We start from the raw sequence: 23,358 nt of genomic DNA on the forward strand, positions 1-23,358 counted from the left end.
ACTGCCATACGGCGTTCACGAGGGGCGGTGCGGTCCTGGTGGTCGTACGACCATCGGGGCAGGGCGGATACGCCTCACGACAGGGGCCAAAACCCACTACGACCCTTACCCTGGGCCTATGAGCGTCCTCGAACCCCGCGATGCCGACGTCGCCCCACCGCCCTCCGAACCCGAACCCGCACCCGCCGCCGACGCACCCGCCGGCGGCGGATCCGTGCTCGACCGCGGACACCGGGCGCTCAGCATCGGCATCGTCTCCGTCGTCCTGCTCATCGCCTTCGAGGCCACCGCCGTCGGCACCGCCATGCCCGTCGCCGCCCGCGAGCTCGACGGCATCTCGCTCTACGCCTTCGCCTTCTCCGCCTACTTCACCACCAGCCTCTTCGGCATGGTCCTCGCCGGACAGTGGTCCGACCGCAAGGGCCCGCTCCGCCCGCTCGCCGTCGGCATGAGCTGCTTCGCCGCGGGACTGCTGCTGTCGGGGACGGCGGGCACCATGTGGCTGTTCATCCTCGGCAGGGCCGTGCAGGGCCTCGGCGGCGGACTGGTGATCGTCGCGCTGTACGTCGTCATCAGCCGCGCCTACGAGGAACACCTGCGGCCCGCGATCATGGCCGCGTTCGCCGCGAGCTGGGTGGTGCCGTCCGTCGTCGGGCCGCTCGCCTCGGGCACCATCACCGAGCACCTGGGCTGGCGCTGGGTGTTCGTCGGCATCCCGGCCCTCGTCGTCTTCCCGCTCGCGCTCGCCCTGCCCGCCATCCGGCGCACCGCCTCAGGGCCCGCCGACCCCGACGCCCCGGTGGCGCCGTGGGACCGGCGGCGGATCAGGCTCGCCCTCGGCATCTCCGCCGGAGTGGGCCTGCTCCAGTACGCCGGGCAGGAACTGCGCTGGCTCTCCCTCCTCCCCGCCGCCGCGGGCGCGGCCCTGCTCGTCCCCGCCGTCCGGGGACTGCTCCCGCGCGGCACCTATCGGGCGGCGCGCGGCCTGCCGTCCGTGGTGCTGCTCCGGGGCATAGCCGCCGGCTCGTTCATCGCCGCCGAGTCCTTCGTGCCGCTCATGCTGGTCACCCAGCGCGGACTCACCCCCACCCTCGCCGGTCTCTCGCTCGCCGTCGGCGGCCTGACCTGGGCGCTCGGCTCGTGGGTGCAGTCGCGGCCGCGCACCGAGCCCTACCGGGGACGGCTGGTCGTGGTCGGCATGGTGCTCGTCGCCACCGCCATCGCCGCGGCGCCGGCCGTGCTGATCACCGCCGTGCCGGTGTGGGTGGTCGCGGCGGCCTGGACCTGGGGCTGCTTCGGCATGGGCATGGTCATCGCCTCCACGAGCGTGCTGCTGCTCAAGCTCTCCGCCCCCGAGGAGGCGGGCTCGAACTCCGCCGCCCTCCAGATCTCCGACGGCCTGTCCAACGTCCTCCTCCTCGCGGCGGGCGGGGCGGCCTTCGCCGCCCTGGGCGGCGGCGCCGTCGGCCACGCCGTGAGCGCCGACGCCTCGACCGGCTCCCACCCGGCGGCCTTCGCTGCGGTCTTCCTCCCGATGGCGGCGGTCGCGGCGATCGGGGCGTGGGTGGCGACACGACTGGGGGAGCGGCGCGGCACCTGACCGGGCCGGGCGGGCCGGAACCGGCGCCCCCGGTCGAAAACCCGTCGCCCCCGACAGCACCCCGCGCCTAGGGTCGCCGCATGGCCCGTGACACCGTGACCCTGCCCGTCGGCGACGACGTCGCCGACCTCGCCGACGCCCGGGGCGTCACCGTCGAGGAGCTCGTCGACGAGGCCGTGCGGCGGTACGTCTCCCTGGAGGCCACCCTCGTGCGGCACGAGGCCCAGCGCCTCGCACTGCGGCACCAGCCGCTCCTGAAGCGGCTCGGCGCATGAGCGGGATGGGGATCGAGACGGGGGCCGGCGACCGGCCCGGGACCGGGGCACGGTTCCTCACCGTCGCCGAGGTCACGGAGATCGCCCGGATCGCGTTCACCGGGGACGGCGTTCCCGAGCTGCGGGCGCCCGGGCTCCTGGAGTCGGCCGTGCACCGGCCGCGGGCCCGTATGTACGGCGAGAGCGCGTACGCGGACCTGTACGAGCAGGCGGCCGTGCTGCTGCACGCGATCGCGTCGAACCATCCGTTCGTCGACGGGAACAAGCGGGCCGCGTGGCTCTCGGCGGCCGTCTTCCTCACCGTCAATGACGTCGACCTCGCCGACGTCGACCAGGACCGGGCATACGAGCTGGTCATCGCCGTCGCGGGCGGCGAACTCACGGACATTCAGGGCATCGCGGGGCGTTTGCGAGAGTTGTGAGGACTCTCTCAGGGAGGGACGGCACGGCCTCGTTCGTACGGGGTCGCGGCCGGCGCACCGGTAAGGTGGCCCGGTTGTCATATCTGGACGAGCGTCGAACCGGAGATCGTGACTACTACCACCGCCTCCTCCCACCACCTCTCTCCCGCCTTCCCCGGCCGCGCCCCCTGGGGCACCGCCAACAAGCTGCGAGCCTGGCAGCAGGGCGCGATGGAGAAGTACATCCAGGAGCAGCCTCGTGACTTCCTCGCGGTCGCCACGCCCGGCGCCGGCAAGACCACCTTCGCCCTGACCCTCGCGTCCTGGCTGCTGCACCACCACGTGGTGCAGCAGGTCACCGTCGTCGCGCCCACCGAGCATCTGAAGAAGCAGTGGGCGGCGGCCGCGGCGCGGATAGGGATCAAGCTCGATCCCGACTACAGCGCCGGACCGCTCAGCAAGGAGTACGACGGCATCGCCATCACGTACGCCGGCGTCGGCGTGCGGCCCATGCTCCACCGCAACCGCAGCGAACAGCGCAAGACCCTCGTCATCCTCGACGAGATCCACCACGCCGGAGACTCCAAGTCCTGGGGCGAGGCCTGCCTGGAGGCCTTCGAGCCCGCGACCCGCCGGCTCGCCCTCACCGGCACCCCCTTCCGCTCCGACACCAACCCGATCCCCTTCGTGACGTACGAGGAGGGGAACGACGGGATCCGGAGGTCGTCCGCGGACTACACGTACGGCTACGGCAACGCGCTCGGCGACGGGGTCGTCCGGCCGGTCATCTTCCTCTCCTACAGCGGCAACATGCGCTGGCGCACCAAGGCGGGCGACGAGATCGCCGCCCGGCTCGGCGAGCCGATGACGAAGGACGCGGTCTCCCAGGCCTGGCGCACCGCCCTCGACCCGCGCGGCGACTGGATGCCCAACGTGCTGCGGGCCGCCGACCAGCGGCTGACCGAGGTCAGGAAGTCGATACCGGACGCGGGCGGGCTGGTCATCGCCTCCGACCAGGACTCGGCCCGGGCGTACGCCAAGCTGATCCGGGAGATCACCGGCACCAAGGCCACCGTCGTCCTGTCCGACGACGCCGGGGCCTCCGGCCGGATCGACGAGTTCAGCGCGAACACCGACCGCTGGATGGTCGCGGTCCGGATGGTGTCGGAGGGCGTCGACGTGCCGCGGCTCGCGGTCGGCGTGTACGCGACGACGATCTCCACGCCGCTGTTCTTCGCGCAGGCCGTCGGCCGCTTCGTGCGATCGCGCAGGCGCGGCGAGACCGCGTCCGTGTTCCTTCCCACCATCCCGAGCCTGCTCGGCTTCGCCAGCGAGATGGAGGTCGAGCGCGACCACGTCCTCGACCGGCCGAAGAAGGAGGGCGAGGAGGACCCGTACGCCGAGTCCGAGAAGGAGATGGCGGAGGCCGAGAAGCAGCAGGACGAGGACACCGGCGAGCAGGACATGCTGCCCTTCGAGGCGCTGGAGTCCGACGCCGTCTTCGACCGGGTGCTCTACAACGCCGCCGAGTTCGGCATGCAGGCCCACCCGGGCAGCGAGGAGGAGCAGGACTACCTCGGCATTCCGGGTCTCCTGGAGCCCGACCAGGTGCAGCTGCTGCTCCAGAAGCGGCAGGCCCGGCAGATCGCGCACAGCCGCAAGAAGCCGGACAGCGAGGCCGACCTGCTGGAGCTTCCGGCGGAACGGCGTCCCGTCGTTTCGCACAAGGAGCTGCTCGAGCTCAGGAAACAGCTCAACACGATGGTCGGCGCGTACGTGCACCAGAGCGGCAAGCCGCACGGCGTGATCCACACCGAGCTGCGCCGGGTGTGCGGCGGGCCGCCGAGCGCCGAGGCGACCGCCGGGCAGATCCGCGAGCGGATCAAGAAGGTGCAGGAGTGGGCCACCCGCATGCGGTGACCTCGACCACGGCGAACGCCCCGAGACGGCACGGGGAGAGGCCCGTACGCATCCCGCGTACGAGCCTCTCCCCGTCGGCGGGGACCGGCCCCCACGGTCGGGCCCCGCGCACGTCCACGCTACGAGGGCGGGGCGGGCGATCTTGTCCGCCAAAGTCCCGCGTTCGGCCGACTTAGGTCCCGAACCGCCCGTATCAGGTCGCAGGCGCCCGGATTCTGGACGAGGTCTTCCGCTGAGCGGAGCAGGTCGCTACTGTCCCGGCTCAAGCAAACGCCCCGTGGCAGCGCCGCCGCGGAGCGCAGCCGGTGTACCCCGTCCTGCCGGCGGCCTCTGACGTGCGTCGCCGATGGGACCGGTGCCGCGGCTTTCGTCGGAGTCGTTGTCACTCACTCCGAAGGAGAGGGCGTCGTGACCGCGGAGACCTCCCAGACGCTCGACCGGGGACTTCGAGTCCTCAAACTGCTCGCCGACACCGACCACGGCCTGACCGTCACCGAGTTGTCCAACCGACTCGGTGTGAACAGGACCGTCGTCTACCGACTGCTCGCCACGCTCGAACAGCACGCCCTGGTCCGCCGTGACCTCGGCGGCCGTGCCCGGGTCGGCCTCGGCGTGCTCCGGCTCGGCCGGCAGGTCCACCCGCTGGTGCGGGAGGCCGCGCTGCCCGCGCTGCGCTCGCTGGCCGAGGACATAGGCGCGACCGCGCACCTGACCCTCGTGGACGGCGCGGAGGCCCTCGCCGTCGCCGTCGTCGAACCGACCTGGACCGACTACCACGTGGCCTACCGGGCCGGCTTCCGCCACCCGCTGGACCGCGGGGCGGCCGGCCGCGCGATCCTGGCCGCCCGCCAGGGCGAGCTCATCGAACCGGGCTTCACCCTCACCCACGGCGAACTGGAGGCCGGCGCGAGCGGCGCCGCCGCCCCGCTGGTGGGCGTGACCGGTATCGAGGGCAGCGTGGGCGTCGTCATGCTCGCGGACGCGGTGCCGGAACGAGTGGGCCCACGCGTGGTGGACGCGGCCCGCGAGGTCGCCGACGCGTTGCGCTAGGGCGCGCGGCAGCCGGGCTACGACGGTGCGGGCTCGGGCCTGCGGCCTGCAGGCCTCGACGGCCTCCGGCCGACGGGCCTGGGCGGCCTGCGGCCGGTGACGCCCGGGTGGCGCTCACGGGCCTGCGGCCGGTGACGGCCGGGCTGCGCTCGCGGAGGCGGCGCCGCTGTCGGCCTGCGGCCTGCGACGGCCCGCTTGCGCGGGCGGCGCGCGGCGCTCGCGGGTTTGTGGGCCAGCGACGGTGGGTTGCGCTGGGCGGCGGTGCGCTCTCGGCATGCGGCGCGCGGCGGCCGGAGTGTCGGCGGCGCGGGCTCGGGCCCGGGGCCGGTGATGGCCGGGTGCCGCTGGGCGGCGACGCCGCTTGCGGCCTGGGATCGCCCGCTTGCGCTGGCGGTGACTTCCACGGAGTGCGGCCGGTGATGGCCGGGCTGCGCTCGCGGAGGCACCGCTGTTGGTCTGCGGCCTGCGGTGGCCCGCTTGCGCGGGCGGCGCGGCCGCTCGCGGTCTGCGGCGGGCGAGGCCGCCTCGCATTCACTGCGCGCGGTCGGCGAGGCCGGGTGCCGCTCTCGGCCTGGGATCGGTGATGGCCGGTGGTATTGACGGCCGGGTGGCGCTCCTGGGCCTGGGGCCGGTGATGGCCGGGGCGGATGGCGGGCGCGGCGCGCATGGAGGCCGGGGAGTGCAGGGGTACGGGCCGGCGGCCGGCGGGTCTCGCGGCGTGCGGCCGACGATGGTCGGGTGCCGCTTGAGGCCTCCGGCGGTCGAGGCCGTGGCGGATCACGGTGCGCGGCTGGGTGCGAGCGTGCCGGCGATACGGGTCCGGGCCGGCGGGTCTCAGGGCGCCGGTCCGCAAGCACGGTGGTACGGGCTCGGGCCCGGGGCTGCGGTCGGCGATGGCCGGGTGGCGCTCAGGGGCCTGGGGCCGGTGACGGTCGGGGCGTATGGCGGCACGCGGCCGCTCGCTTGCCTCCCGGCGACGAAGGTCGCGGCGCGCGGTGGTCGGGGTGAGGTGGGGGCGATCCGGGGCCGTTTCGGGGGCTAGGGCTTGGTCCTGGGTGGGGTCGGTGGGTGGGGGTCTGTGAGGAGGGTTCCCAGGGACGTGCGCGCGTGGGTCACCGAGCGGCCCGTGCGGGTCGTGGTCAGCAGGCCCGCCGCTCGTAGGGCTGCCGCGTGGGCCGAGGCCGTGGCGTTGCTGACGCCCAGGGCGCGGGCCAGGGAGGTGGTGGTGTGGGGGGTGGTGAGGAGGCGGAGGAGGTCGGTGCGGGTGCGGCCGAGGACGGGGGGCAGGGGCTCGGGCGGGGGCGGGGTGTCGTGGCCGGGCGGGTGGCCGGGGTCCGCCGGGTAGGCGAGGACCACCGGGCGGCCGGGGAGGTCCTGGAGGAGCGGGCCCGCCGGGTGGTGGAAGGTCGGCAGCAGGACCAGGCCCCGGCCGGCGAGGCGGACGTCGCGGGCGGGCCGGCCCGGCCACTCCCAGACGCCCTCGTGGAGCCGCGTGCCCGGGGCCAGGGCGGTCAGGGCGGCGGCCACGCCGTGTTCGGCGACCGCCAGGGCGTGCCGGGCGAACTCCTCGCGGTGCAGGTCCTGCACCCGCGCCCAGACCGGGGCGAGGACCGTCTCGTACGCGGCCTGCTGGGCCCGCCGTACCGTCGCCCAGGACGTCTCCTCGCCCGCGTGCAGGCGCAGGATCCAGCGCGGCGCGGGCGCCGCCCCGTACACCCGTTCCAGCTCGGACCGGACGAAGTCCGGTTCCGTCGAGCGGATCCGTTCGAACCCGTCGGCGAGGGTGTCGCCGAGGACGTCGAGGAAGTACGGGGCGCGGCCCGCCGGCACCAGGTCGGCGAGCGGCTCGGCGGCGGCCGGCAGGGCGCGCAGCACCCGGCCTCGCCAGCGGCCGAACAGCGGCGGTACGCCGCGGGGCGCGACGGCCGTCGTCAGGGCGGCGTGGAGCTCCGGGAGCGGCGAGGGCCGGGGCGTGAAGCGGACCCGGCCGAGATCGTCCGCCGTGAAGTGGATCCGCAGCACCCGCACGACTCCTCGCCCCTCGCCAGCCTTTCGGGCAGGCCCTGAACCTTCGCGCGGCCCCCCGCCCCGCCCCCAGGATGCCCGCTATGACTGCGAAACCCGCCCTCAGCCGCCGTACCCTCGCCCAAGGCGCCCTCCTCGCCGCCGCCGCCGCGCTGCTGCCCGGCCCGCTGCCCGCGCGCACCGCCCACGCCCGGCCGCCACTCCGTCGGCCGCCGCTCCGGCTGCCCGCGCCGACCGGACCGCACCCCGTGGGCCTGCGCACCGTCCACCTCACCGACCCCTCCCGTACCGACCCCTGGCAGGGCGGCGTGCGGGAGCTGATGCTCACCGTCCTCTACCCGGCCCGCGCCGTGGGCGGTTGTCCGCGCGCCCCGCAGCTCACCCCGGCCGAGGCCGCGGTCTTCGCCGACCTCGCGCCGCACGTCCGCCCGGGCCTTCCGGGGCCGGGGACGGTGGACTGGGGCGCCGTCCGCACCCACGGCCACATCGGCGCGCCCGCCCTGCCCGGGCGCCGTCCGGTGCTGCTGTACACCCCCGGCGGCGGGGACTCCCGCACCCTCGGCACCACCCTCGCCGAGGACCTGGCGAGCCACGGCAGGGTCGTCGTCCTCGTCGACCACCCCGGCGACGCCACCCAGGTGGAGCTCCCCACCGGCATGCGGACCACCGTCCTGCTCGGGCCGCCGGACCGGCGGACCTTCCGCACCATGATCGACACCAGGGTCGCGGACCTCCGCCTCGTCCTCGACCGGCTCGGCGACCTGCCCCTCGCCCCCGTCATGGACCGGCGCCGGATCGGTGTCCTCGGGCACTCGGCGGGCGGCACGGCCGCGGTGTACGCGGCGCATGCCGACCGCCGGATCGGCGCCGTGGCGAACCTGGAGGGCTATCTTGACCTGGCGCCCCTCGACGGCTTCGACCGGCCGCTGCTGCTCTTCCGCACCGACGGCTTCGACGGCGCCGCACGCATCGAGAGCTCCTGGGCCGGGCTGCCCGGCCACCGCGCCCTGCTCACCGGCGCGAACCACTGGGCGTTCACCGACTACGCGGCGCTCGTCCCGCGGCTCCAGGCCGCCGGACTGGTGACCGCAGCCGCCCGGGCGGCGCTCGTCGGCCCCGGCGACCCGGCCGCGGCGGTGGCCGCGGTACGGCGCCGGGTGGGCGGCTTCTTCGCCCACCACCTGCCGTAGCGGCGGGAGCGCGGCCACCACCCGCCAAAGCGGCGGGCGCGCGGCCGCCCAGTAGATTGGGTGCGTGTTCTCCCGCCTCGCCGGTCTCCCGCGCCCCCGTGCCCTCGCGCTCTGCGCCCTGCCCGTCGTCGCGCTGCTCGCCGTCGCCGGGCTCGCCCCGCTGCCGTACTCGATCGCACAGCCCGGCTCGACAGCGGACGTGCTCGGCGAGGACAAGGGCCGCGAGGTGATCACCGTCTCCGGCGTCCCGGTCCGCCCGACCGAGGGTCAGCTGCGGATGACCACGATCGTGGCGACCGGGCCGTCCGAGCCCATCGACTTCGGAGAGGTCGCCGACGCCTGGTTCCGCACCGACCGGGCGGTTCTGCCGAAATCCTCCGTCTATCCGTCGGGCAAGTCCGACGAGGAGATCGAGAAGCACAACCTGGGGCAGATGAAGGAGTCGCAGGACGCGGCGACGCTCGCCGCCCTCGGCTATCTGAAGCTGGACCCGAAGAAGGTGAAGGTCCGACTCCATCTGGCCGACATCGGCGGCCCCAGCGCCGGACTGCTGTTCTCGCTGGGCATCGTCGACAAGATCGCCGGGGACGGCGACGGCGGTGAGCTGACCGGCGGCCGGATCGTCGCCGGTACGGGCACGATCGAGCCGGACGGCACGGTCGGCGCCGTCGGCGGGGTGTCCCTGAAGACGCAGGCCGCCGCCCGTGACGGGGCCACCGTCTTCCTCGTGCCGAAGGCCGAGTGCTCCCAGGCGGAGGCGGAGCGGCCGAAGGGCCTGCGACTGGTCCCGGTGACCGCCCTCAGCGACGCCGTGTCGTCCCTTCGGGCCCTGGAGCAGGGGCAGGAGTCGAAGGTCCCGAGCTGCTAGGGGATTTCCCGGCCGTCGCCGAGCCGAGGGCCGGCTTCGCCGGGGCCGGGGCGTCCAGTTGGCGCCAGACCGGGAAGAGCAGCGGCGACAGGGTCGCCAGGAAGAACCCTCCGCCCACCGTGAGCAGCGCCGCCGTGAGTCCCGCGCTCTCGACCAGGAGACCGGCGGCCAGGCCGCCGAGCGGAGTGGTGAGCAGCACCGCGGCCGAGCTGGCGCCGCCGACGCGGCTGCGCAGCTCCTCGGGCACCACCTCGTAGAAGACGGTGGTGAGGATCGGGTTGAGCACCCCGGCGCCGAGCCCACCGAGCGCCGCCGCCACGACCATCGGCGGGACGGTGTCGGTGAAGGCGGCGGTGATGATGGGCAGGCCGGTTATCAGGAAACCGGCGGTGAAGACCGGGCGGCGCGGGAAGCGGTGGCCTGCCGCGCCGTAGAGCAGCGCGCCGGCGAGGGCGCTGCCGCCGAAGACGGCGACCAGCAGGCCCTGCGCGGCCGCGCCGCCGAGCTCCTCGCGGGCGTGGATCGGCAGCAGTACCGCGCTCCAGCTCAGGGCGAGCCCGTTGGTGACCATGACCATGAGGTCGACGGCGAGCAGCAGCCGGGTGCGCAGCAGGAAGGAATAGCCCTCGCGCAGGTCGGCGCGGTAGGCGATGAGGCTCAACGGCGGTGCTTCGAGAGGGGGTTCGGCCGCGGGTATGCCGCGCAGGGTGGTGAGGACGAGCAGCGCGGAGGCCAGGAAGGTGGCGGCGTCCACGTACAGCACGGTGTCGGCGCCCACCAGCGCCACCAGCAGGCCGCCGACGGCCGCGCCGGTCATCCGGGCACCGCGCGAGACGGCGTCGTAGAGGCTCGCGGCGCGGGAGAGCGGGGTGCCGGCGCGCTCGGCGAGGTCGGGGACGAGGACATGGCGTGCGGTCTCGCCGGGCGCGTGGAACAGGCCGGTGACGGCCATGAGCGCGCAGAGCATCCAGAACTGCAGGATCCCTGCCCGGTTGAGCAGGGGGATCGCGACGAGCGCCAGGGCGCAGACGAGGTCGGAGGCGACGGAGACCCGGCGCCGGCCGATCCGGTCGATGACGGGGCCGCCGGCGAGGGCCGAGACGACGACGGGCGCGGCGGCGCAGAAGGCGACGAGGCCGGCCTTGCCGGGGCTTCCGGTGGTCTCCAGGGCGAACCACGGCACGCCGATGAGGGTGAGTGAATTGCCGCTGATCGAGATGGCGTTGGCGGCGAGTACGCCGGCCAGTGGCGTGCGTGAGCGCACGGTGGTCCCCCCGGGTTGCTGTTGCTGTTGCAGTGGCGGTCAGGCGGCGGCGTGGGCGGTGCGGGGGCCGGGCGCGGCGAGCCGGAGACCGAACTCGACGAGAGTCCAGCCCAGTTGGACGCGGAGCGGGGTGGCGGAAGCGGCGGTGGCCGCGGCGTGGTGGAGCTCGGCGGCGGTCAGGGCGTGCAGCGTGAGATGGATGTCGGGATGCATGGACGGGGCCCTTCCGGTCGGATCCGTACGGAGGTCGGTCAGTTCGCGCCGTGCTGCGGGAAGGCGTGCAGGTGCATCCGCACCCGCTGGACGCCGGGGGCGTCGCGGTCCTCGCTCGCGTGGTACTCGCCGATCAGGGCGTGTATCCGCTCGTTGAGCTCGCGCTGCCGCTCGGGCGGCAGGTGCAGGGTGAAGTCGCTGATGTCCGAGGCGCCGTTCCACGTGTCGATCCACTGGTGGCGGGTGCCGAGGTAGGTGTTGAGCTCCTGGGTGTGGATGTTCGCGATCTCGTAGAGGAAGACCTCGACCGCGCCCTGCACCTCGGGGTCCGGGTTGCCGTGCAGCGACTCGTCGATGGCGGTGCCCTGCTGGGCGGCCTTCCACCAGCGCTCCCGGCCCTTGCCGCGCTCCGGGTCGTCCTCGACGAAGCCGTGGGCGGCGAGCTGGCGCAGGTGGTAGCTGGTGGCGCCGCTGGACTCGCCCAGCCGCTCGGCGAGTCGGGAGGCCGTGGCGGGGCCGTGGTGGCGCAGTGCGCGCAGCAGCTGGATGCGCAGGGGGTGGGCGAGGCCGCGCAGGGAGCGGGGGTCGAGCACGCGGGGCGGGGGCGGTGCGGTGCGGGCGTCGCCGGACTCCGCCTCGGACGTCGGCTCCGTCTCGTACGTCGGCTCGGACGTCGGCTCCGTCTCGTACGTTGGCTCGGACGTCGGCTTTAGCTGGGACTTCGGCTTCGGCTCGGACGTCGGCTTCGGCTCGGGCTCAGGCTCGTGCTTCTCGGACATGACTCCACCGTAGAGTTGCAAAGGACTCTCTGCAAGGGTTTTTTGCAGAGAGTCCTTTGCAACTCGCGACGCGCTTCGCCCCGGGCCCTCAGCCCTCCCTGATGAAGCCCTCCTCGATCAGCCACTCCTTCGCCACCTCGTGCGGATCGCGGCCCTCCACGTCGACCCGCGCGTTGAGCTCCTGGGCCACCGCCGTCGTCAGCTTCGCCGTCACCGGCCCGAGCAGGTCCGCGATCGCCGGGTACTTCGCGTACGTCGCCGCGTTCAGCTCCGGTGCCGCGTTGTAGTTGGGGAAGAAGTGCCGGTCGTCGTCCAGGACCGTCAGGTCCATCGCCCTGATCCGCCCGTCGGTCGTGTACACCTCGCCCAGCAGGCAGGAGTCGGACTGCGAGACCTGGGTGTAGATGATCCCGGCGTCCATCTTCCGTACGTTCGCGGCCGGCAGGCTCATCCCGTACGCCTTCTGCATCCCCGGCAGCCCGTCGTCGCGCGAGGCGAACTCGTTCTCCACGCACACCGTCACCGCCGACGGGTCCCGCTTCGCGAGCGCCGCCACGTCCGAGAGGGTCTTCAGCCGGTACCTCTCGTTGTTCTTCCGGCTGATCGCGAGGGCGTACGTGTTGTCCAGCGAGGCCTGCGGCAGCCACACCACCCCGTTCTTCCGGTCCGCCTCGCGCACCGCCTCCCACTGCGCCACGGGGTCGGCGATCGGCTCGGCGTGGCCCAGGTACGTGATCCAGGCCGTGCCCGTGTACTCGTACATGGCGTCGGCGTCGCCCTTCACGATCGCCTCGCGCGTGCTGATCGAGCCGGCCAGGTTCGTCCGGTCAAGGACCTCCGCGCCCGCCGCCCTGAACACCAGGCCCACCATCTGGCCCAGGACGATGTTCTCGGTGAAGGTCTTGGACGTGACCGTGAGCGAGGCGCCCTTCAGCGGCTGCCCCCGGCCCACCGAACCCGGCACGACGTCGTCCACCATCGGCGAGCCGCTCTTCAGCCCGCACCCGGACAGCGCCGGCGCCAGCGCCAGCGCCAGAACCACCGCCAGTGCCGGAGGCAGGGCCGCCGACCACCGCCGTACCGCCCGGCGCATCACGCGCCCACCCCCAGGCCGCGCGGCGTCAGAGCCACCTCCGCCAGCGAGGCCAGCCAGTCCACGAGCAGCGCCAGCGCCACCGTGAGCACGGAGCCGAGGACCAGGACCGCCATGCGCTGGGTCTGGATGCCCGAGGTGATCAGGTCGCCGAGTCCGCCGCCCCCGCCGAAGGTCGCGAGCGTCGCCGTGCCCACGTTCAGCACGAGGGCCGTGCGCACCCCGGCGAGGATCAGCGGCACGGCCAGCGGCAGTTCGACCCTGGTGAGCGTGCCGAACGCGGACATCCCGATGCCCCGGGAGGCCTCCACCAGCTGGGGGTCGATCGCCCGCAGACCGGCCACCGTGTTGGAGAGCACCGGGAGCACCGCGTAGATCACCATGCCGACGATCGCCGTCGACGGGCCGATGCCCAGCCAGATCACCAACAGCGCCAGCAGGCCGATCGCCGGGGTGGCCTGCCCGATGTTGGCGATCGCCGTGAAGAGGGGAGCCGCCCGGTCCAGACCGCGCCGGGTGAGCGCGATGCCCAGCGGGACGGCGATGACCAGCACCCAGAAGGTGGAGATCGCCGTCAGCTTCACGTGCTGCCACAGCCGCAGCTGCACATTGCCGCCCGCCAGGGCGTTGCGGGCGATCGAGTCGAGGTCCGCGTTGGTGATCCACAGGAAGGTCGCGAGCAGCACCACCGCCACGAACGCCGGCAGCGGGACCAGCTTGCGCCAGGTGATCCGGCGCCGGGCCGCGGTCGGCGGGGGAGGAGGCTCGTCCTCGACGACGGCCGCGTGCCCCTCGTCCAGGAAGGTGTGCCCCCGGACCTCGTGCTCGCCCGCCGGGCGGTCCTCCGTGTCGCTCACGCGCCGCCCTCCAGCTCCTGCTCCGTCTGGTGGGCGCGCAGTTCCTCCAGCTCGTGCTGGTGCTCGACGGCCGCGAGCCGGTCGGCCTGGAGGAGCTCGTGGACCGAGTTCATCAGGGTCTCCATGTCGACCACGCCGATGTACTCGCCGCGCCGCCCCGTCACCGCGACCCGCCCGCCGCTGTCGATCAGCACCGCCTCCAGGGCGTCGTGCAGGGTCGCGTCCCGGGTCACCGTGTCGTGCACGAGGGTGCCCGCCCGGGCCAGCGAACCCTTGGCCCGCATCAGGTCCCCGCGCCGCAGCCACTTGTAGGGCCGGCCGCGCCGGTCCAGCATCAGCAGCTCGTTGTGGGGGCCCTTGCGCAGCGTGTTGAAGATCGACTGGAGCGGGTCGTCGACCGTCACCGTCGGGAAGTCGGCGACCCCCACGTCCCGCACCCGGGTCAGGTTGAGCCGCTTCAGCGCCGCGCCCGCGCCGACGAAACCGGAGACGAAGTCGTCGGTCGGGTTGGTGAGGATCGCCTCCGGGGTGTCGAACTGGGCGATGTGCGAGCGCTCGCGCAGCACCGCGATCCGGTCGCCGAGCTTGATGGCCTCGTCGAAGTCATGGGTGACGAACACGATCGTCTTGTGCAGCTCGTGCTGGAGCCGGATCAGCTCGTCCTGGAGGTGGTCGCGGGTGATCGGGTCGACCGCGCCGAACGGCTCGTCCATGAGCAGCACCGGCGGATCCGCGGCGAGCGCCCGGGCCACGCCGACCCGCTGCTGCTGGCCGCCGGACAGCTGGCGCGGATAGCGGCCGTGGAACTCGCGCGGGTCGAGCCCGACCAGGTCCAGCATCTCCTCGACCCGGTCCTTCACCCGGGACTTCGACCAGCCGACCATCTTCGGTACGAGGGCGATGTTCTCGGCCACCGTCATGTGCGGGAAGAGGCCGGAGGACTGGATGGCGTAACCGACCTTGCGGCGCAGCTTCACCGGGTCGATGTTCGTGACGTCCTCGTCGCCGATGCGGATCCGGCCGCTGGTCGGCTCGATCAGCCGGTTGATCATCTTCAGGGTGGTGGACTTCCCGCAGCCGGACGGGCCGACGAAGATCACCGTCTCGCCCGCCCTGATCTCCATGCTCACGTTGTCGACGGCAGGGTGCGGATTGCCGGGGTAGCGCTTGGTGAGGTCCTCCAGCTCGATGGAGGCGCCGGAGGTCGTCGGGCGGGCGGTGTCAGACACGGATCCCCCTCGGAACGGTCAGCCGGCCGAGCAGTACGTACGCCCCGTCGAAGAGCAGCGCGAGGATCACGATCCCGAGCGTGCCGGCGAGCACCTGGTTGATCGCGTTGGCGCTGCCCAGGGAGGCGATGCCGCGGAAGATCTCGTTGCCGAGGCCCGGCCCCGAGGCGTACGCGGCGACCGCGGCGATCCCCATCAGCATCTGGGTCGACACCCGGATGCCGGTCAGGATCGGCGGCCAGGCCAGCGGCAGCTCGACCCGCAGCAGCCGGGCCGCCCGGGACATGCCGATGCCCCTGGCCGCGTCCACCAGGCTCGGGTCCACCCCGCGCAGCCCCACGATCGCGTTGCGGACCACCGGGAGCAGTCCGTACAGGGTCAGGGTGATGACGGTGGGCGGCACGCCCAGGCCGACGAGCGGGATGAGCAGGCCGATCGCGGCGAGGGAGGGGATGGTGAGCAGGGTGGCCGTGGACATGATCGCCACGTTTCCCGCCCATGGGCTGCGGTAGCTGAGCACACTGATCAGCACCCCGACCGCGGTGGCGATCACCATGCACTGGAAGACGGCGCTGACGTGCTGGAAGGCGTCGGTGAGCAGCTGCTGGTGGCGACTGACCAGATAGTCCCAGAAGCTCACGCGCGTCCCTCCGCAAGGGCCCGAGGGCACCGGGCCCGAGGGTTACCGCGGCGGGTCCCGGTCCTCCGCGGCCTGTTCCACCAGCGGGATGATCCGCAGGGGGACCGGGTTCTCCATGACGATCGCCGTGGAGGCCCGGACGATGCCATCAAAACCGACGACGCGGTCGATCACCCGCTGGAGATCGGCGTTGGACCGGGCCACCAGCCGGCACAGCATGTCCCCGTGACCGGTGGTGGTGTGCAGCTCCAGGACTTCCGGCACGGTCGCCAAGTGCCCTCGCACGTCGGCGCCTTGGCCCTGCTTGATCTCCAGGGTGGCGAAGGCGGTGACCGGGTAGCCGAGGGCCGCCGGGTCGACCTGGGGGCCGAATCCGCGGATGACTCCGTTCGACTGAAGCCGGTCGAGCCGCGCCTGGACCGTGCCGCGCGCCACGCCGAGGCGCCGCGAGGCCTCCAGGACCCCGATCCGCGGCTCCTCGGCGAGGAGCACGATCAGCCGGCCGTCCAGATGATCGATCGCCACGGCGGCCTCCCGGTGGTCATGATGTACAAGTCGCACGCCCATACTGGCGGGTCGCTGTGCACATTGACCAGTGAAACAACAAACTATTGCGCACCCTGCCGCCCGGGGTGACGCTGCTCCCATGACTGAGACCATGGATCACACCCCGACCACCGCGCGTGAGGCCGATCCCTTCCCGGTGAAGGGAATGGACGCGGTCGTCTTCGCCGTCGGCAACGCCAAGCAGGCCGCGCACTACTACTCCACGGCCTTCGGCATGAAGCTGGTCGCCTACTCCGGACCGGAGAACGGCAGCCGCGAGACCGCCAACTACGTCCTCACCAACGGCGCCGCCCGCTTCGTGTTCACCTCCGTCATCAAGGCCACCAGCGACTGGGGCCGCTTCATCGACGAGCACGTCGCCGCGCACGGCGACGGCGTCATCGACCTGGCGATCGAGGTCCCGGACGCGCGCGCCGCCTACGCCCACGCCGTCGAGCAGGGCGCCACCGGCCTCGTCGAGCCGTACGAGCTCAAGGACGAGCACGGCACCGTCGTCCTCGCCGCCATCGCCACGTACGGCAAGACCCGTCACACCCTGGTCGACCGCTCCGGCTACGACGGCCCGTACCTGCCCGGCTACGTCGCCGCCAAGCCGATCGTCGAGCCGCCGGCCAAGCGCACCTTCCAGGCCATCGACCACTGCGTCGGCAACGTCGAGCTCGGCAGGATGAACGAGTGGGTGGCCTTCTACAACAAGGTCATGGGCTTCACGAACATGAAGGAGTTCGTGGGCGACGACATCGCGACCGAGTACTCGGCGCTGATGTCCAAGGTCGTCGCCGACGGCACCAAGAAGGTGAAGTTCCCGATCAACGAGCCGGCGATCGCGAAGAAGAAGTCGCAGATCGACGAGTACCTCGAGTTCTACGGCGGTCCGGGCGTCCAGCACATCGCCCTCGCCACGAACGACATCGTCGCCACCGTGCGGGCGATGCGGGCCGCGGGCGTCGAGTTCCTGTCCGTCCCTGACGCGTACTACGACACCCTCGGCGAGTGGGTCGGCGACACCCGTGTGCCGATCGACGAGCTGCGCGAGCTGAAGATCCTCGCGGACCGCGACGAGGACGGCTACCTGCTGCAGATCTTCACCAAGCCGGTGCAGGACCGTCCGACGGTCTTCTTCGAGATGATCGAGCGCCACGGGTCGATGGGCTTCGGGAAGGGCAACTTCAAGGCGCTCTTCGAGGCGATCGAGCGCGAGCAGGAAAAGCGCGGCAACCTCTAGCCGCCCTCCTGCCACCGGGGCCCGGCCCGGGAGCCACCCTCCCGAACCGGGCCCTCGCCACGCCCCGCATCCGGGCGGGCGGGCTCAGCACCAGCAGGGCCGCAGGCCCGCACGGGCGGCGCGCTACGCCACCGCCGCCGGCTTCGTCGGCTTCGCGGGTTCCCGTCGCACGTCCGGGGGCAGTACGTCCGGCGGGTCGCCCAGGACCGCCAGCGCCTCCTTCGCCCGTGGCGCGAGGAGGGGCGAGAAGTGGGGGTTGGTCCGCAAGGCCTCCGCGAGGTGGCGGCGGGCCGGGCCGGAGGTGCCGAGGGCGCGCTCGATCTCGCCGCGGTGGTAGGCGAAGAGCGCGCTGCGCAGCCCCTCGTCCGTCGCCCGCTTCGCGTACTCCAGCGCCTCCTCCGACTCGCCCGCCCGGTGCAGCGCCCACCCCAGCGCGTCCGCCACCCGCACCGAACGGTGCCCCCGCGCCCACTCCGCGCGCAGCCGCTTCACCGCCTCCGCCGGGTCGCCGTGCTCCGCCTCCAGCAGGCCGAGAACCGCCTCCGCCCCCGGCCACCCGCCGGTGCGCGCCCGCTCGTACAGCGCCTGCGCCTCCGCGTCCCGGTCCAGCGCCTCGTACAGCTCGCCCGCCTCCACGAAGTACTCCGGCAGCGGCAACCGCTCCAGCGCCGCCCGCCAGTCGCGGACCGCCTCCGCCGTCCGGCCGAGCGCCGCGAACGCCCGCGCCCGGCCCGCCAGCGACGGGCCGTGATCCCGTACGAGCCCCAGCGCCGTCCCGTACTGCGCCAGTGCCTCCGCCGGCTCGCCCCGCTCCCACGCCAGGTCACCGAGCCGGGACAGCGCCGCCGCCTTCTCCGTCGGCGTCCGCGCGAGCGCCACCGCGTCCAGGGCCGCCGCGCCCGCGTCCTCGCGCCAGCCGCGGTCCCGGTACGCCTGCGCCGAGCGGGCACTGACCACCGCACCCGAGTGCAGCTCGGCCAGCGTCTCCGTCGCCTTCTGCGCCGCCTTGTAGTCGCCCAGACCGTTGTACGCGTCGATCAGCACCGGGTACGCCGACCACCGCTTCGGGTTCGCCCGGCGCACCTGCTCGCCCCACTCCTTCGCCGACTTCCAGTCACCGCGGGCGTTCGCCAGGGCCGCCATCCCCAGCTGCGCGTCCAGGTTCCCGCGCCCGGCCGGCCGCACCGCGAGCGAACGCCTCAGGGCGCTCTCCGCCCGCGGCAGGTCCGCCGCGTCCGCGCGCCGCAGCCCCCGCTCCGTATAGGCGGCACCGAGCACCGCCCATGACGCCTCGTCACCGGGATGGGCCCGCAGCCACTTCTCCCGGTCCGCGATCAGCGCGGCCAGATCCGGCAGGGCCGCCTGCGCCCCCGCGTTCGCCGCGTCCGCCGCCCGCTCGACGGGACCGGGCGCGGGCGGCGGCGTCCGGCCGACCAGCTCGGGCACGTACAGCAGCGCCGTCGCCGCGAGCACCGCGCCCACGCCGCAGGCGAGGACCGTCCTCGACACGTTCTCGGTCTTCATGGCGCTCACTGTGCGCCCGAGCGCGGCTGTACGAAGAGCACACGAGCGCCCGCTCCGGCGGGTTCACACCGATGGCCCCGGGTGCCACGCTGGACGCATGGACGATCTTCAGCAGAGCGATCCTCGAACCGACCTCCCGGCGCGGCTCCACCGGGCCCTCGCCGCCGGACTGCCCGCCGAGGCCCTGCTCACCGACCCGGACGTCACGGCTTCCTACGCCCACGACATGGCGAGCTTCTGCACGGCCGGCACCCCCGCGGCCGTCGTGCTCCCGCGCACCGTCGAACAGGTGCGGCACGTCATGCGCACCGCGACCGAGCTGCGCGTCCCGGTCGTCCCGCAGGGCGCCCGCACCGGACTCTCCGGCGCCGCCAACGCCTCCGACGGCTGCATCGTCCTGTCCCTGGTCAAGATGGACCGCATCCTGGAGATCGACCCGGTCGACCGGATCGCCGTCGTCGAACCGGGCGTGATCAACGCCGTGCTGTCCCGGGCCGTCGCCGAACACGGTCTCTATTACCCGCCGGACCCCTCCAGCTGGGAGATGTGCACCATCGGCGGCAACATCGGCACCGCCTCCGGCGGCCTGTGCTGCGTGAAGTACGGGGTCACCGCCGAGTACGTGCTCGGTCTGGACGTCGTCCTCGCCGACGGCCGGCTGCTCAGGACCGGCCGGCGCACCGCCAAGGGCGTCGCCGGGTACGACCTGACCCGCCTCTTCGTCGGTTCCGAGGGCACCCTCGGCATCGTCGTCGGGGCCGTGCTCGCGCTCCGGCCGCGGCCGCCCGTCCAGCTCGCGCTCGCGGCCGAGTTCCCCACCGCCGAGGCCGCCTGCGAGGCCGTCTGCGCCGTCATGGAGCGCGGCCACACCCCGTCCCTGCTCGAACTCATGGACGGCACCACCGTCCGGGCCGTCAACAAGCTGGCCCACATGGGGCTGCCCGACACCACCGAGGCGCTGCTGCTGTGCGCCTTCGACACCCCCGACCCGGCCGCCGACCTGGCCGCGGTGGGCGAGCTGTGCCGGGCCGCGGGCGCCACCGAGGTCGTACCGGCCGAGGACGCCGCCGAGTCCGAACTGCTCCTCCAGGCGCGCCGGCTCTCGCTCACCGCCCTGGAGACCATCAAGACCGCGACGATGATCGACGACGTGTGCGTTCCGCGCACCCGGCTGGCCGCGATGCTCTCGGGCACGGCGGCGATCGCCGAGAAGTACCGGCTGACCATCGGGGTCTGCGCGCACGCGGGGGACGGCAACACCCATCCCGTCGTCTGCTTCGACCACGCCGACGAGGACGAGTCGCGGCGGGCCCGGGAGTCCTTCGACGAGATCATGGCGCTCGGACTCGAACTCGGCGGCACGATCACCGGTGAGCACGGGGTGGGCGTCCTGAAGAAGGAGTGGCTGGCGAGGGAGCTGGGGCCGGTGGGCGTGGAGCTGCAGCGCGGCATCAAGGCGACCTTCGACCCGCTGGGCCTGCTGAACCCGGGCAAGCTCTTCTGACCCGTGCCCTCGCGGGCGGCGGGACCGGCCCCGGCTCACAGCTCGCCTTCGGTGGACTCGTCCGACGGCCACGGGTCGTTCAGCCACAGCTCGTCCGGCACGACCGTCGTGGCCAGGAGCTCGGCGAGCCCCTCGTCGATGCCGAGCTGCTCGGTCTCGGTGCCCGGCGGCACCGCGCGCAGGGTCCGCTCCAGCCAGGCGGACACCTGCGCGGACGGCGCCTCCAGGAGGGCGTCGCCGTCGGGGGAGGAGAGGGCCATCAGGATGACGTTGCGGCCGTCGACCTTCGTCGGCCAGATGCGGACGTCACCGTGGCCGCAGGGCCGGAAGACGCCCTCGACGAGCAGCTCGCGGGCGAAGGTCCAGTTGACGGGGTGCTCGGAGCCGATGTGGAAGGTGATGTGGACGGCGTACGGATCGTCCACCCGGTAGGCGAGGCGTGCCGGGACCGGGATCGAGCGCTCCGGGGAGAGGACGAGCTTCAGTTCCAGCTCGCGCTCGACGACGTTGTTCTCGGTGTTCTGCATGGTCCTGTCTCCCTGTGCGGCGGGGGCCCTCGGGCGGGCCTTCACGGGGAGAGAGCGGGGTCGGGCGGATCCATTACGCGACTTCGGGAAAGTTTTCCGAGGAATTTTTTGTCTGGGCCCGAGAATCACACTGTGTGACGAAAAGGGGGAGCTGTCCCTCGAAGGCGGCCTTTCTGGTGGGCTCCTTCTCCGTGCGGCGGCGTTCTTCGTTACTGTCCTCCTTGGGCTCGGCGCGGTCGGTGCGGACCGCGCGGGGCCCTGGCGGATCAAAGACGTTGTGACTGAACGGAGTCGGGGCAGTGGCTACTCCTCCTGGAGGCGGCGGAGAGGTACCGCAGGCGGGGTACTACCCGGACCCGTCCATTCCCGGGTACATCCGGTACTGGAACGGCGGTGCGTGGGTCCCCGGTACGAGTCGCCCGGCCCCCAAGGAGGGCGAGGCGCTCCCGGCCCCGCCGGTCGCCGTCGCCCCCCAGCTGGCCCCGAGCCCGGCCCCCGCGCCCTCGCTCCCGGCCGTCCCCGCGGTCGAGGAGACGGGTCCCGTCTTCTTCGACGAGGACCCGGCCCCCGCGGCCGCCGCCCCGCAGGAACCCGCCTCCGCCTGGCAGGCGACCACGGACCGCCAGACCGGTTTCGGCGGCGAGCGCGACCAGAAGGTCTCCTGGGGCGGCACGCCCGACCCGCGTGCCGCCTGGCCGGCGCCGGACCCGGCCGCCGCCCCGGCGGACGGCTCCGGGACCGCGACTCCGGAACGACCGGTGTCCGCGGAGGCTTCTTCCGGCGGCGTCTCCGGCGGCGGCGCCTCCGGAAGCGTCACCGCCGCGACCGACGCCGCCGCCAACCGGGCCGCCGCTCTGCCCGCGCAGAGCCCCGCGCCCGCCGAGCCCTCCAGCGCCACGGGCGCGCCCGCCCCCGTACAGGCGAACGCCGCCCCGGCGGCCCCCGCGTGGCCCGCGGCCGGTGGACAGGCCGAGGCGCCCGCGGCTGTGCCCGGCCGACAGCCCGTCGGCCCCGCCGGCCCCGGCGGCTCCGCCCGGCTGGGCGGCATGCCCGTCAACCCGGCACCCGCCGCGGCCTCCTGGTCCCCGCAGGCCCCGGCCGCCCCCGTGCCGGCCCAGCCGCAGCCCGTACCCGTGCAGACTCCCGTCCAGACTCCGGCCCCGGCCCCCGTCCCGCCGCAGCCCGCACCCGCCCCGGCCCCCGGCCTCGCGCCCAGCCCCGCCTCGCAGGACGTCGCCCAGCCCGTGCTGCCCTGGAAGCCGGTGGCCGAGGACCCGTTCCTGTCGGCGGCGCGGGCGCAGGCGTCGGCGCGACCGGCCGGGATGGGGCGGCGGCTGCTGGCGCGGCTCGTCGACACGCTCGTGCTCGGCGCGGCGGTCGGCGGGGTCTCGTACCCCTTCGTCAGCGCCGCCCTCACCCACATCAACGACAAGATCGAGGCCGCCAAGCAGTCCGGCGTCACCGTCCAGGTGTGGCTGATCGACTCGACGACCTCCGTGCAGTTCGGGATCGCCCTCGCCGCCTTCCTCGTGCTCGGCGTGCTCTACGAGGCGCTGCCCACCGCCCGGTGGGGCCGGACGCTCGGCAAGAAGCTGTGCGGGATCGAGGTGCGGGACATCGAGGCGCACGAGCCGCCGACCTTCGGCGCCGCGCTGCGCCGCTGGCTGGTCTACAGCGTGCTCGGGCTGCTCGCCGTCGGCGTGGTCAACGTGCTGTGGTGTCTGGTCGACCGGCCCTGGAGGCAGTGCTGGCACGACAAGGCGGCCCGCACCTTCGTCGCTCGATAGGGCCCGTCCCGGTCCGTCCGGTGGGGGCGTCCCCCGAACGGGGGGCGATTCCTTGCGGGGCCCCGTGCCGCGGGGTGCACTGCCCCCATGAGCAACGATCAGCCGCCGCCGCCCCCGGGTCAGCCGCCCGAAGACGACCCGTTCCGCAAGAGGCCCCCCGAGCCGGGAGGTCCCCCGCCCTCGGGCGGGCCGCCTCCGGGAGGCCCGGCCTCCCAAGGGCCGTACGGTTCGCCGTACGACAACAACATGCCGCCCCCGCCGCCGCCCTACGGCGGTTACGGAGGGGGTTACGGCGGCGCCGATCCGCTCGCCGGGATGCCGCCGCTCGCCGAGTCGGGGCGGCGGATCGTCGCCAGGATCATCGACTGGCTGATCATCGCCATCCCGCTCGCGATCATCGGCATCCCGTTCAAGGTGTACGAACGGGCCGGGGACGACAACGACTTCGGCGACACGGTCAACAGCCTCAACGGCGGCGGCCAGCTGATCTTCCAGCTGATCACGATCGTCGCGTACGTCGCCTACGACACCGTCATGACCGCCAAGAACGGTCAGACCCTCGGCAAGAAGCTGATGAAGCTGCGGGTCGCCATGCTCAACGACGGCTCCACGCCGTCGATGAACGCCTCGCTCATCCGCGCCATCGTGCTCTGGCTGCCCGCGCTGATCTGCTGCGCCTGTCTGTGGCCGCTGCTCCTGCTGATCCTGATCCTGGTGGACAAGCCGTACAAGCAGGGCCTTCACGACAAGGCCGCCAAGACCGTGGTGGTCTCCGTGCCCCAGTGACGGACCCTCGGTGACGACCCAGGAACCGAGGCGG

General features: G+C 73.5%; 22 protein-coding genes. 11 read left to right on the top strand and 11 right to left on the bottom strand.

The window, feature by feature from the left end; translation table 11 throughout:
- The first annotated feature begins 118 nt into the window (after positions 1 to 118).
- From ACFY7C_RS09205 to ACFY7C_RS09225, 5 genes are all read left to right on the top strand, one after another.
- Positions 119 to 1,600 carry an MFS transporter gene (locus ACFY7C_RS09205; RefSeq protein WP_389646283.1) on the top strand — a complete coding sequence of 494 codons (1,482 nt, stop codon included), beginning with the start codon at positions 119 to 121 and terminating at the stop codon, positions 1,598 to 1,600.
- Positions 1,601 to 1,680: 80 nt separating this feature from the next.
- A complete protein-coding gene (locus ACFY7C_RS09210) occupies positions 1,681 to 1,875 on the top strand; it encodes a hypothetical protein (protein ID WP_389646286.1) in 195 nt (64 codons plus the stop codon).
- A complete protein-coding gene (locus ACFY7C_RS09215; protein ID WP_389646289.1) occupies positions 1,872 to 2,297 on the top strand; it encodes a type II toxin-antitoxin system death-on-curing family toxin in 426 nt (141 codons plus the stop codon). The genes ACFY7C_RS09210 and ACFY7C_RS09215 overlap by 4 nt, the downstream gene beginning before the upstream one ends.
- Before the next feature lie 105 nt (positions 2,298 to 2,402).
- The gene (locus ACFY7C_RS09220; RefSeq protein WP_389649403.1) at positions 2,403 to 4,196 is read left to right on the top strand and encodes a DEAD/DEAH box helicase; all 1,794 of its coding nucleotides are present in this window, start codon (positions 2,403 to 2,405) and stop codon (positions 4,194 to 4,196) included.
- A 408-nt stretch (positions 4,197 to 4,604) separates the two neighbouring features.
- On the top strand, positions 4,605 to 5,246 hold the full coding sequence (locus ACFY7C_RS09225; protein ID WP_352080204.1) for a helix-turn-helix domain-containing protein: 642 nt from the start codon (positions 4,605 to 4,607) through the stop codon (positions 5,244 to 5,246).
- 1,038 nt (positions 5,247 to 6,284) lie between these two features.
- Here the strand turns inward: ACFY7C_RS09225 and ACFY7C_RS09230 are convergent.
- Positions 6,285 to 7,268 carry an ArsR family transcriptional regulator gene (locus ACFY7C_RS09230; protein WP_389646291.1) on the bottom strand — a complete coding sequence of 328 codons (984 nt, stop codon included), beginning with the start codon at positions 7,266 to 7,268 and terminating at the stop codon, positions 6,285 to 6,287.
- 86 nt (positions 7,269 to 7,354) lie between these two features.
- On the opposite strand from ACFY7C_RS09230, the gene ACFY7C_RS09235 reads away from it, so the two are divergent.
- Positions 7,355 to 8,461: an alpha/beta hydrolase family protein gene (locus tag ACFY7C_RS09235; RefSeq protein WP_389646294.1), complete on the top strand. Its 1,107-nt coding sequence runs from the start codon at positions 7,355 to 7,357 to the stop codon at positions 8,459 to 8,461.
- Positions 8,462 to 8,525: 64 nt separating this feature from the next.
- On the top strand, positions 8,526 to 9,329 hold the full coding sequence (locus tag ACFY7C_RS09240) for a hypothetical protein (protein WP_389646296.1): 804 nt from the start codon (positions 8,526 to 8,528) through the stop codon (positions 9,327 to 9,329).
- Here the strand turns inward: ACFY7C_RS09240 and ACFY7C_RS09245 are convergent.
- The 8 genes from ACFY7C_RS09245 to ACFY7C_RS09280 all read right to left on the bottom strand — a co-directional run bounded on the left by ACFY7C_RS09245 (position 9,262) and on the right by ACFY7C_RS09280 (position 15,929).
- Positions 9,262 to 10,593 (bottom strand): MFS transporter, encoded by a 1,332-nt coding sequence (locus ACFY7C_RS09245; protein ID WP_389646299.1) that lies wholly within the window; start codon positions 10,591 to 10,593, stop codon positions 9,262 to 9,264. The two genes, ACFY7C_RS09240 and ACFY7C_RS09245, sit on opposite strands and share 68 nt — an antisense overlap.
- Before the next feature lie 39 nt (positions 10,594 to 10,632).
- Entirely contained in the window at positions 10,633 to 10,806 is a 174-nt protein-coding gene (locus ACFY7C_RS09250) for a hypothetical protein (RefSeq protein WP_389646302.1), read from the bottom strand.
- Positions 10,807 to 10,844: 38 nt separating this feature from the next.
- Positions 10,845 to 11,585: a helix-turn-helix domain-containing protein gene (locus tag ACFY7C_RS09255; protein ID WP_389646304.1), complete on the bottom strand. Its 741-nt coding sequence runs from the start codon at positions 11,583 to 11,585 to the stop codon at positions 10,845 to 10,847.
- Between the two features lie 88 nt (positions 11,586 to 11,673).
- Positions 11,674 to 12,678, bottom strand: coding sequence for a glycine betaine ABC transporter substrate-binding protein (locus tag ACFY7C_RS09260; RefSeq protein WP_389646307.1), 1,005 nt, complete (start codon positions 12,676 to 12,678; stop codon positions 11,674 to 11,676).
- Positions 12,678 to 13,535 carry an ABC transporter permease gene (locus ACFY7C_RS09265; protein WP_389646310.1) on the bottom strand — a complete coding sequence of 286 codons (858 nt, stop codon included), beginning with the start codon at positions 13,533 to 13,535 and terminating at the stop codon, positions 12,678 to 12,680. The genes ACFY7C_RS09260 and ACFY7C_RS09265 overlap by 1 nt, the downstream gene beginning before the upstream one ends.
- A complete protein-coding gene (locus tag ACFY7C_RS09270; RefSeq protein ID WP_389646313.1) occupies positions 13,532 to 14,764 on the bottom strand; it encodes a betaine/proline/choline family ABC transporter ATP-binding protein in 1,233 nt (410 codons plus the stop codon). Before ACFY7C_RS09270 ends, ACFY7C_RS09265 begins: the two co-directional genes overlap by 4 nt.
- Positions 14,757 to 15,404: an ABC transporter permease gene (locus ACFY7C_RS09275; protein ID WP_389646316.1), complete on the bottom strand. Its 648-nt coding sequence runs from the start codon at positions 15,402 to 15,404 to the stop codon at positions 14,757 to 14,759. The genes ACFY7C_RS09270 and ACFY7C_RS09275 overlap by 8 nt, the downstream gene beginning before the upstream one ends.
- Positions 15,405 to 15,446: 42 nt before the next feature.
- The gene (locus tag ACFY7C_RS09280) at positions 15,447 to 15,929 is read right to left on the bottom strand and encodes an Lrp/AsnC family transcriptional regulator (protein WP_345487928.1); all 483 of its coding nucleotides are present in this window, start codon (positions 15,927 to 15,929) and stop codon (positions 15,447 to 15,449) included.
- Positions 15,930 to 16,050: 121 nt separating this feature from the next.
- On the opposite strand from ACFY7C_RS09280, the gene hppD reads away from it, so the two are divergent.
- Positions 16,051 to 17,196, top strand: coding sequence for a 4-hydroxyphenylpyruvate dioxygenase (hppD, locus tag ACFY7C_RS09285; protein ID WP_389646319.1), 1,146 nt, complete (start codon positions 16,051 to 16,053; stop codon positions 17,194 to 17,196).
- Positions 17,197 to 17,319: 123 nt separating this feature from the next.
- On the opposite strand, the gene ACFY7C_RS09290 is transcribed toward hppD, so the two are convergent.
- Positions 17,320 to 18,720: a tetratricopeptide repeat protein gene (locus ACFY7C_RS09290; RefSeq protein WP_389646322.1), complete on the bottom strand. Its 1,401-nt coding sequence runs from the start codon at positions 18,718 to 18,720 to the stop codon at positions 17,320 to 17,322.
- A 97-nt stretch (positions 18,721 to 18,817) separates the two neighbouring features.
- On the opposite strand from ACFY7C_RS09290, the gene ACFY7C_RS09295 reads away from it, so the two are divergent.
- Entirely contained in the window at positions 18,818 to 20,224 is a 1,407-nt protein-coding gene (locus tag ACFY7C_RS09295; RefSeq protein ID WP_389646325.1) for an FAD-binding oxidoreductase, read from the top strand.
- 35 nt (positions 20,225 to 20,259) lie between these two features.
- Here ACFY7C_RS09295 and ACFY7C_RS09300 read toward each other — a convergent pair whose 3' ends face one another.
- On the bottom strand, positions 20,260 to 20,751 hold the full coding sequence (locus ACFY7C_RS09300; RefSeq protein ID WP_389646327.1) for an SsgA family sporulation/cell division regulator: 492 nt from the start codon (positions 20,749 to 20,751) through the stop codon (positions 20,260 to 20,262).
- 299 nt (positions 20,752 to 21,050) lie between these two features.
- Between ACFY7C_RS09300 and ACFY7C_RS09305 the strand changes: the two genes are divergently transcribed.
- Positions 21,051 to 22,538 (top strand): RDD family protein, encoded by a 1,488-nt coding sequence (locus tag ACFY7C_RS09305; RefSeq protein ID WP_389646330.1) that lies wholly within the window; start codon positions 21,051 to 21,053, stop codon positions 22,536 to 22,538.
- Positions 22,539 to 22,625: 87 nt separating this feature from the next.
- A complete protein-coding gene (locus ACFY7C_RS09310; RefSeq protein ID WP_389646334.1) occupies positions 22,626 to 23,324 on the top strand; it encodes an RDD family protein in 699 nt (232 codons plus the stop codon).
- The last annotated feature ends 34 nt before the right edge of the window (positions 23,325 to 23,358 follow it).

This window comes from Streptomyces sp. NPDC012769 (assembly GCF_042901205.1).
Classification (GTDB): domain Bacteria; phylum Actinomycetota; class Actinomycetes; order Streptomycetales; family Streptomycetaceae; genus Streptomyces.

What these genes read in the sequence shown, in the direction of transcription:
- ACFY7C_RS09205 (WP_389646283.1), top strand. Translation starts at nt 119, where the DNA reads ATGAGCGTCCTCGAACCCCGCGATGCCGACGTCGCCCCACCGCCCTCC.
- ACFY7C_RS09210 (WP_389646286.1), top strand. Translation starts at nt 1,681, where the DNA reads ATGGCCCGTGACACCGTGACCCTGCCCGTCGGCGACGACGTCGCCGAC.
- ACFY7C_RS09215 (WP_389646289.1), top strand. Translation starts at nt 1,872, where the DNA reads ATGAGCGGGATGGGGATCGAGACGGGGGCCGGCGACCGGCCCGGGACC.
- ACFY7C_RS09235 (WP_389646294.1), top strand. Translation starts at nt 7,355, where the DNA reads ATGACTGCGAAACCCGCCCTCAGCCGCCGTACCCTCGCCCAAGGCGCC.
- ACFY7C_RS09250 (WP_389646302.1), bottom strand. Translation starts at nt 10,806, where the DNA reads ATGCATCCCGACATCCATCTCACGCTGCACGCCCTGACCGCCGCCGAG.
- ACFY7C_RS09255 (WP_389646304.1), bottom strand. Translation starts at nt 11,585, where the DNA reads ATGTCCGAGAAGCACGAGCCTGAGCCCGAGCCGAAGCCGACGTCCGAG.
- ACFY7C_RS09260 (WP_389646307.1), bottom strand. Translation starts at nt 12,678, where the DNA reads ATGCGCCGGGCGGTACGGCGGTGGTCGGCGGCCCTGCCTCCGGCACTG.
- hppD (WP_389646319.1), top strand. Translation starts at nt 16,051, where the DNA reads ATGACTGAGACCATGGATCACACCCCGACCACCGCGCGTGAGGCCGAT.
- ACFY7C_RS09290 (WP_389646322.1), bottom strand. Translation starts at nt 18,720, where the DNA reads ATGAAGACCGAGAACGTGTCGAGGACGGTCCTCGCCTGCGGCGTGGGC.
- ACFY7C_RS09295 (WP_389646325.1), top strand. Translation starts at nt 18,818, where the DNA reads ATGGACGATCTTCAGCAGAGCGATCCTCGAACCGACCTCCCGGCGCGG.
- ACFY7C_RS09300 (WP_389646327.1), bottom strand. Translation starts at nt 20,751, where the DNA reads ATGCAGAACACCGAGAACAACGTCGTCGAGCGCGAGCTGGAACTGAAG.
- ACFY7C_RS09310 (WP_389646334.1), top strand. Translation starts at nt 22,626, where the DNA reads ATGAGCAACGATCAGCCGCCGCCGCCCCCGGGTCAGCCGCCCGAAGAC.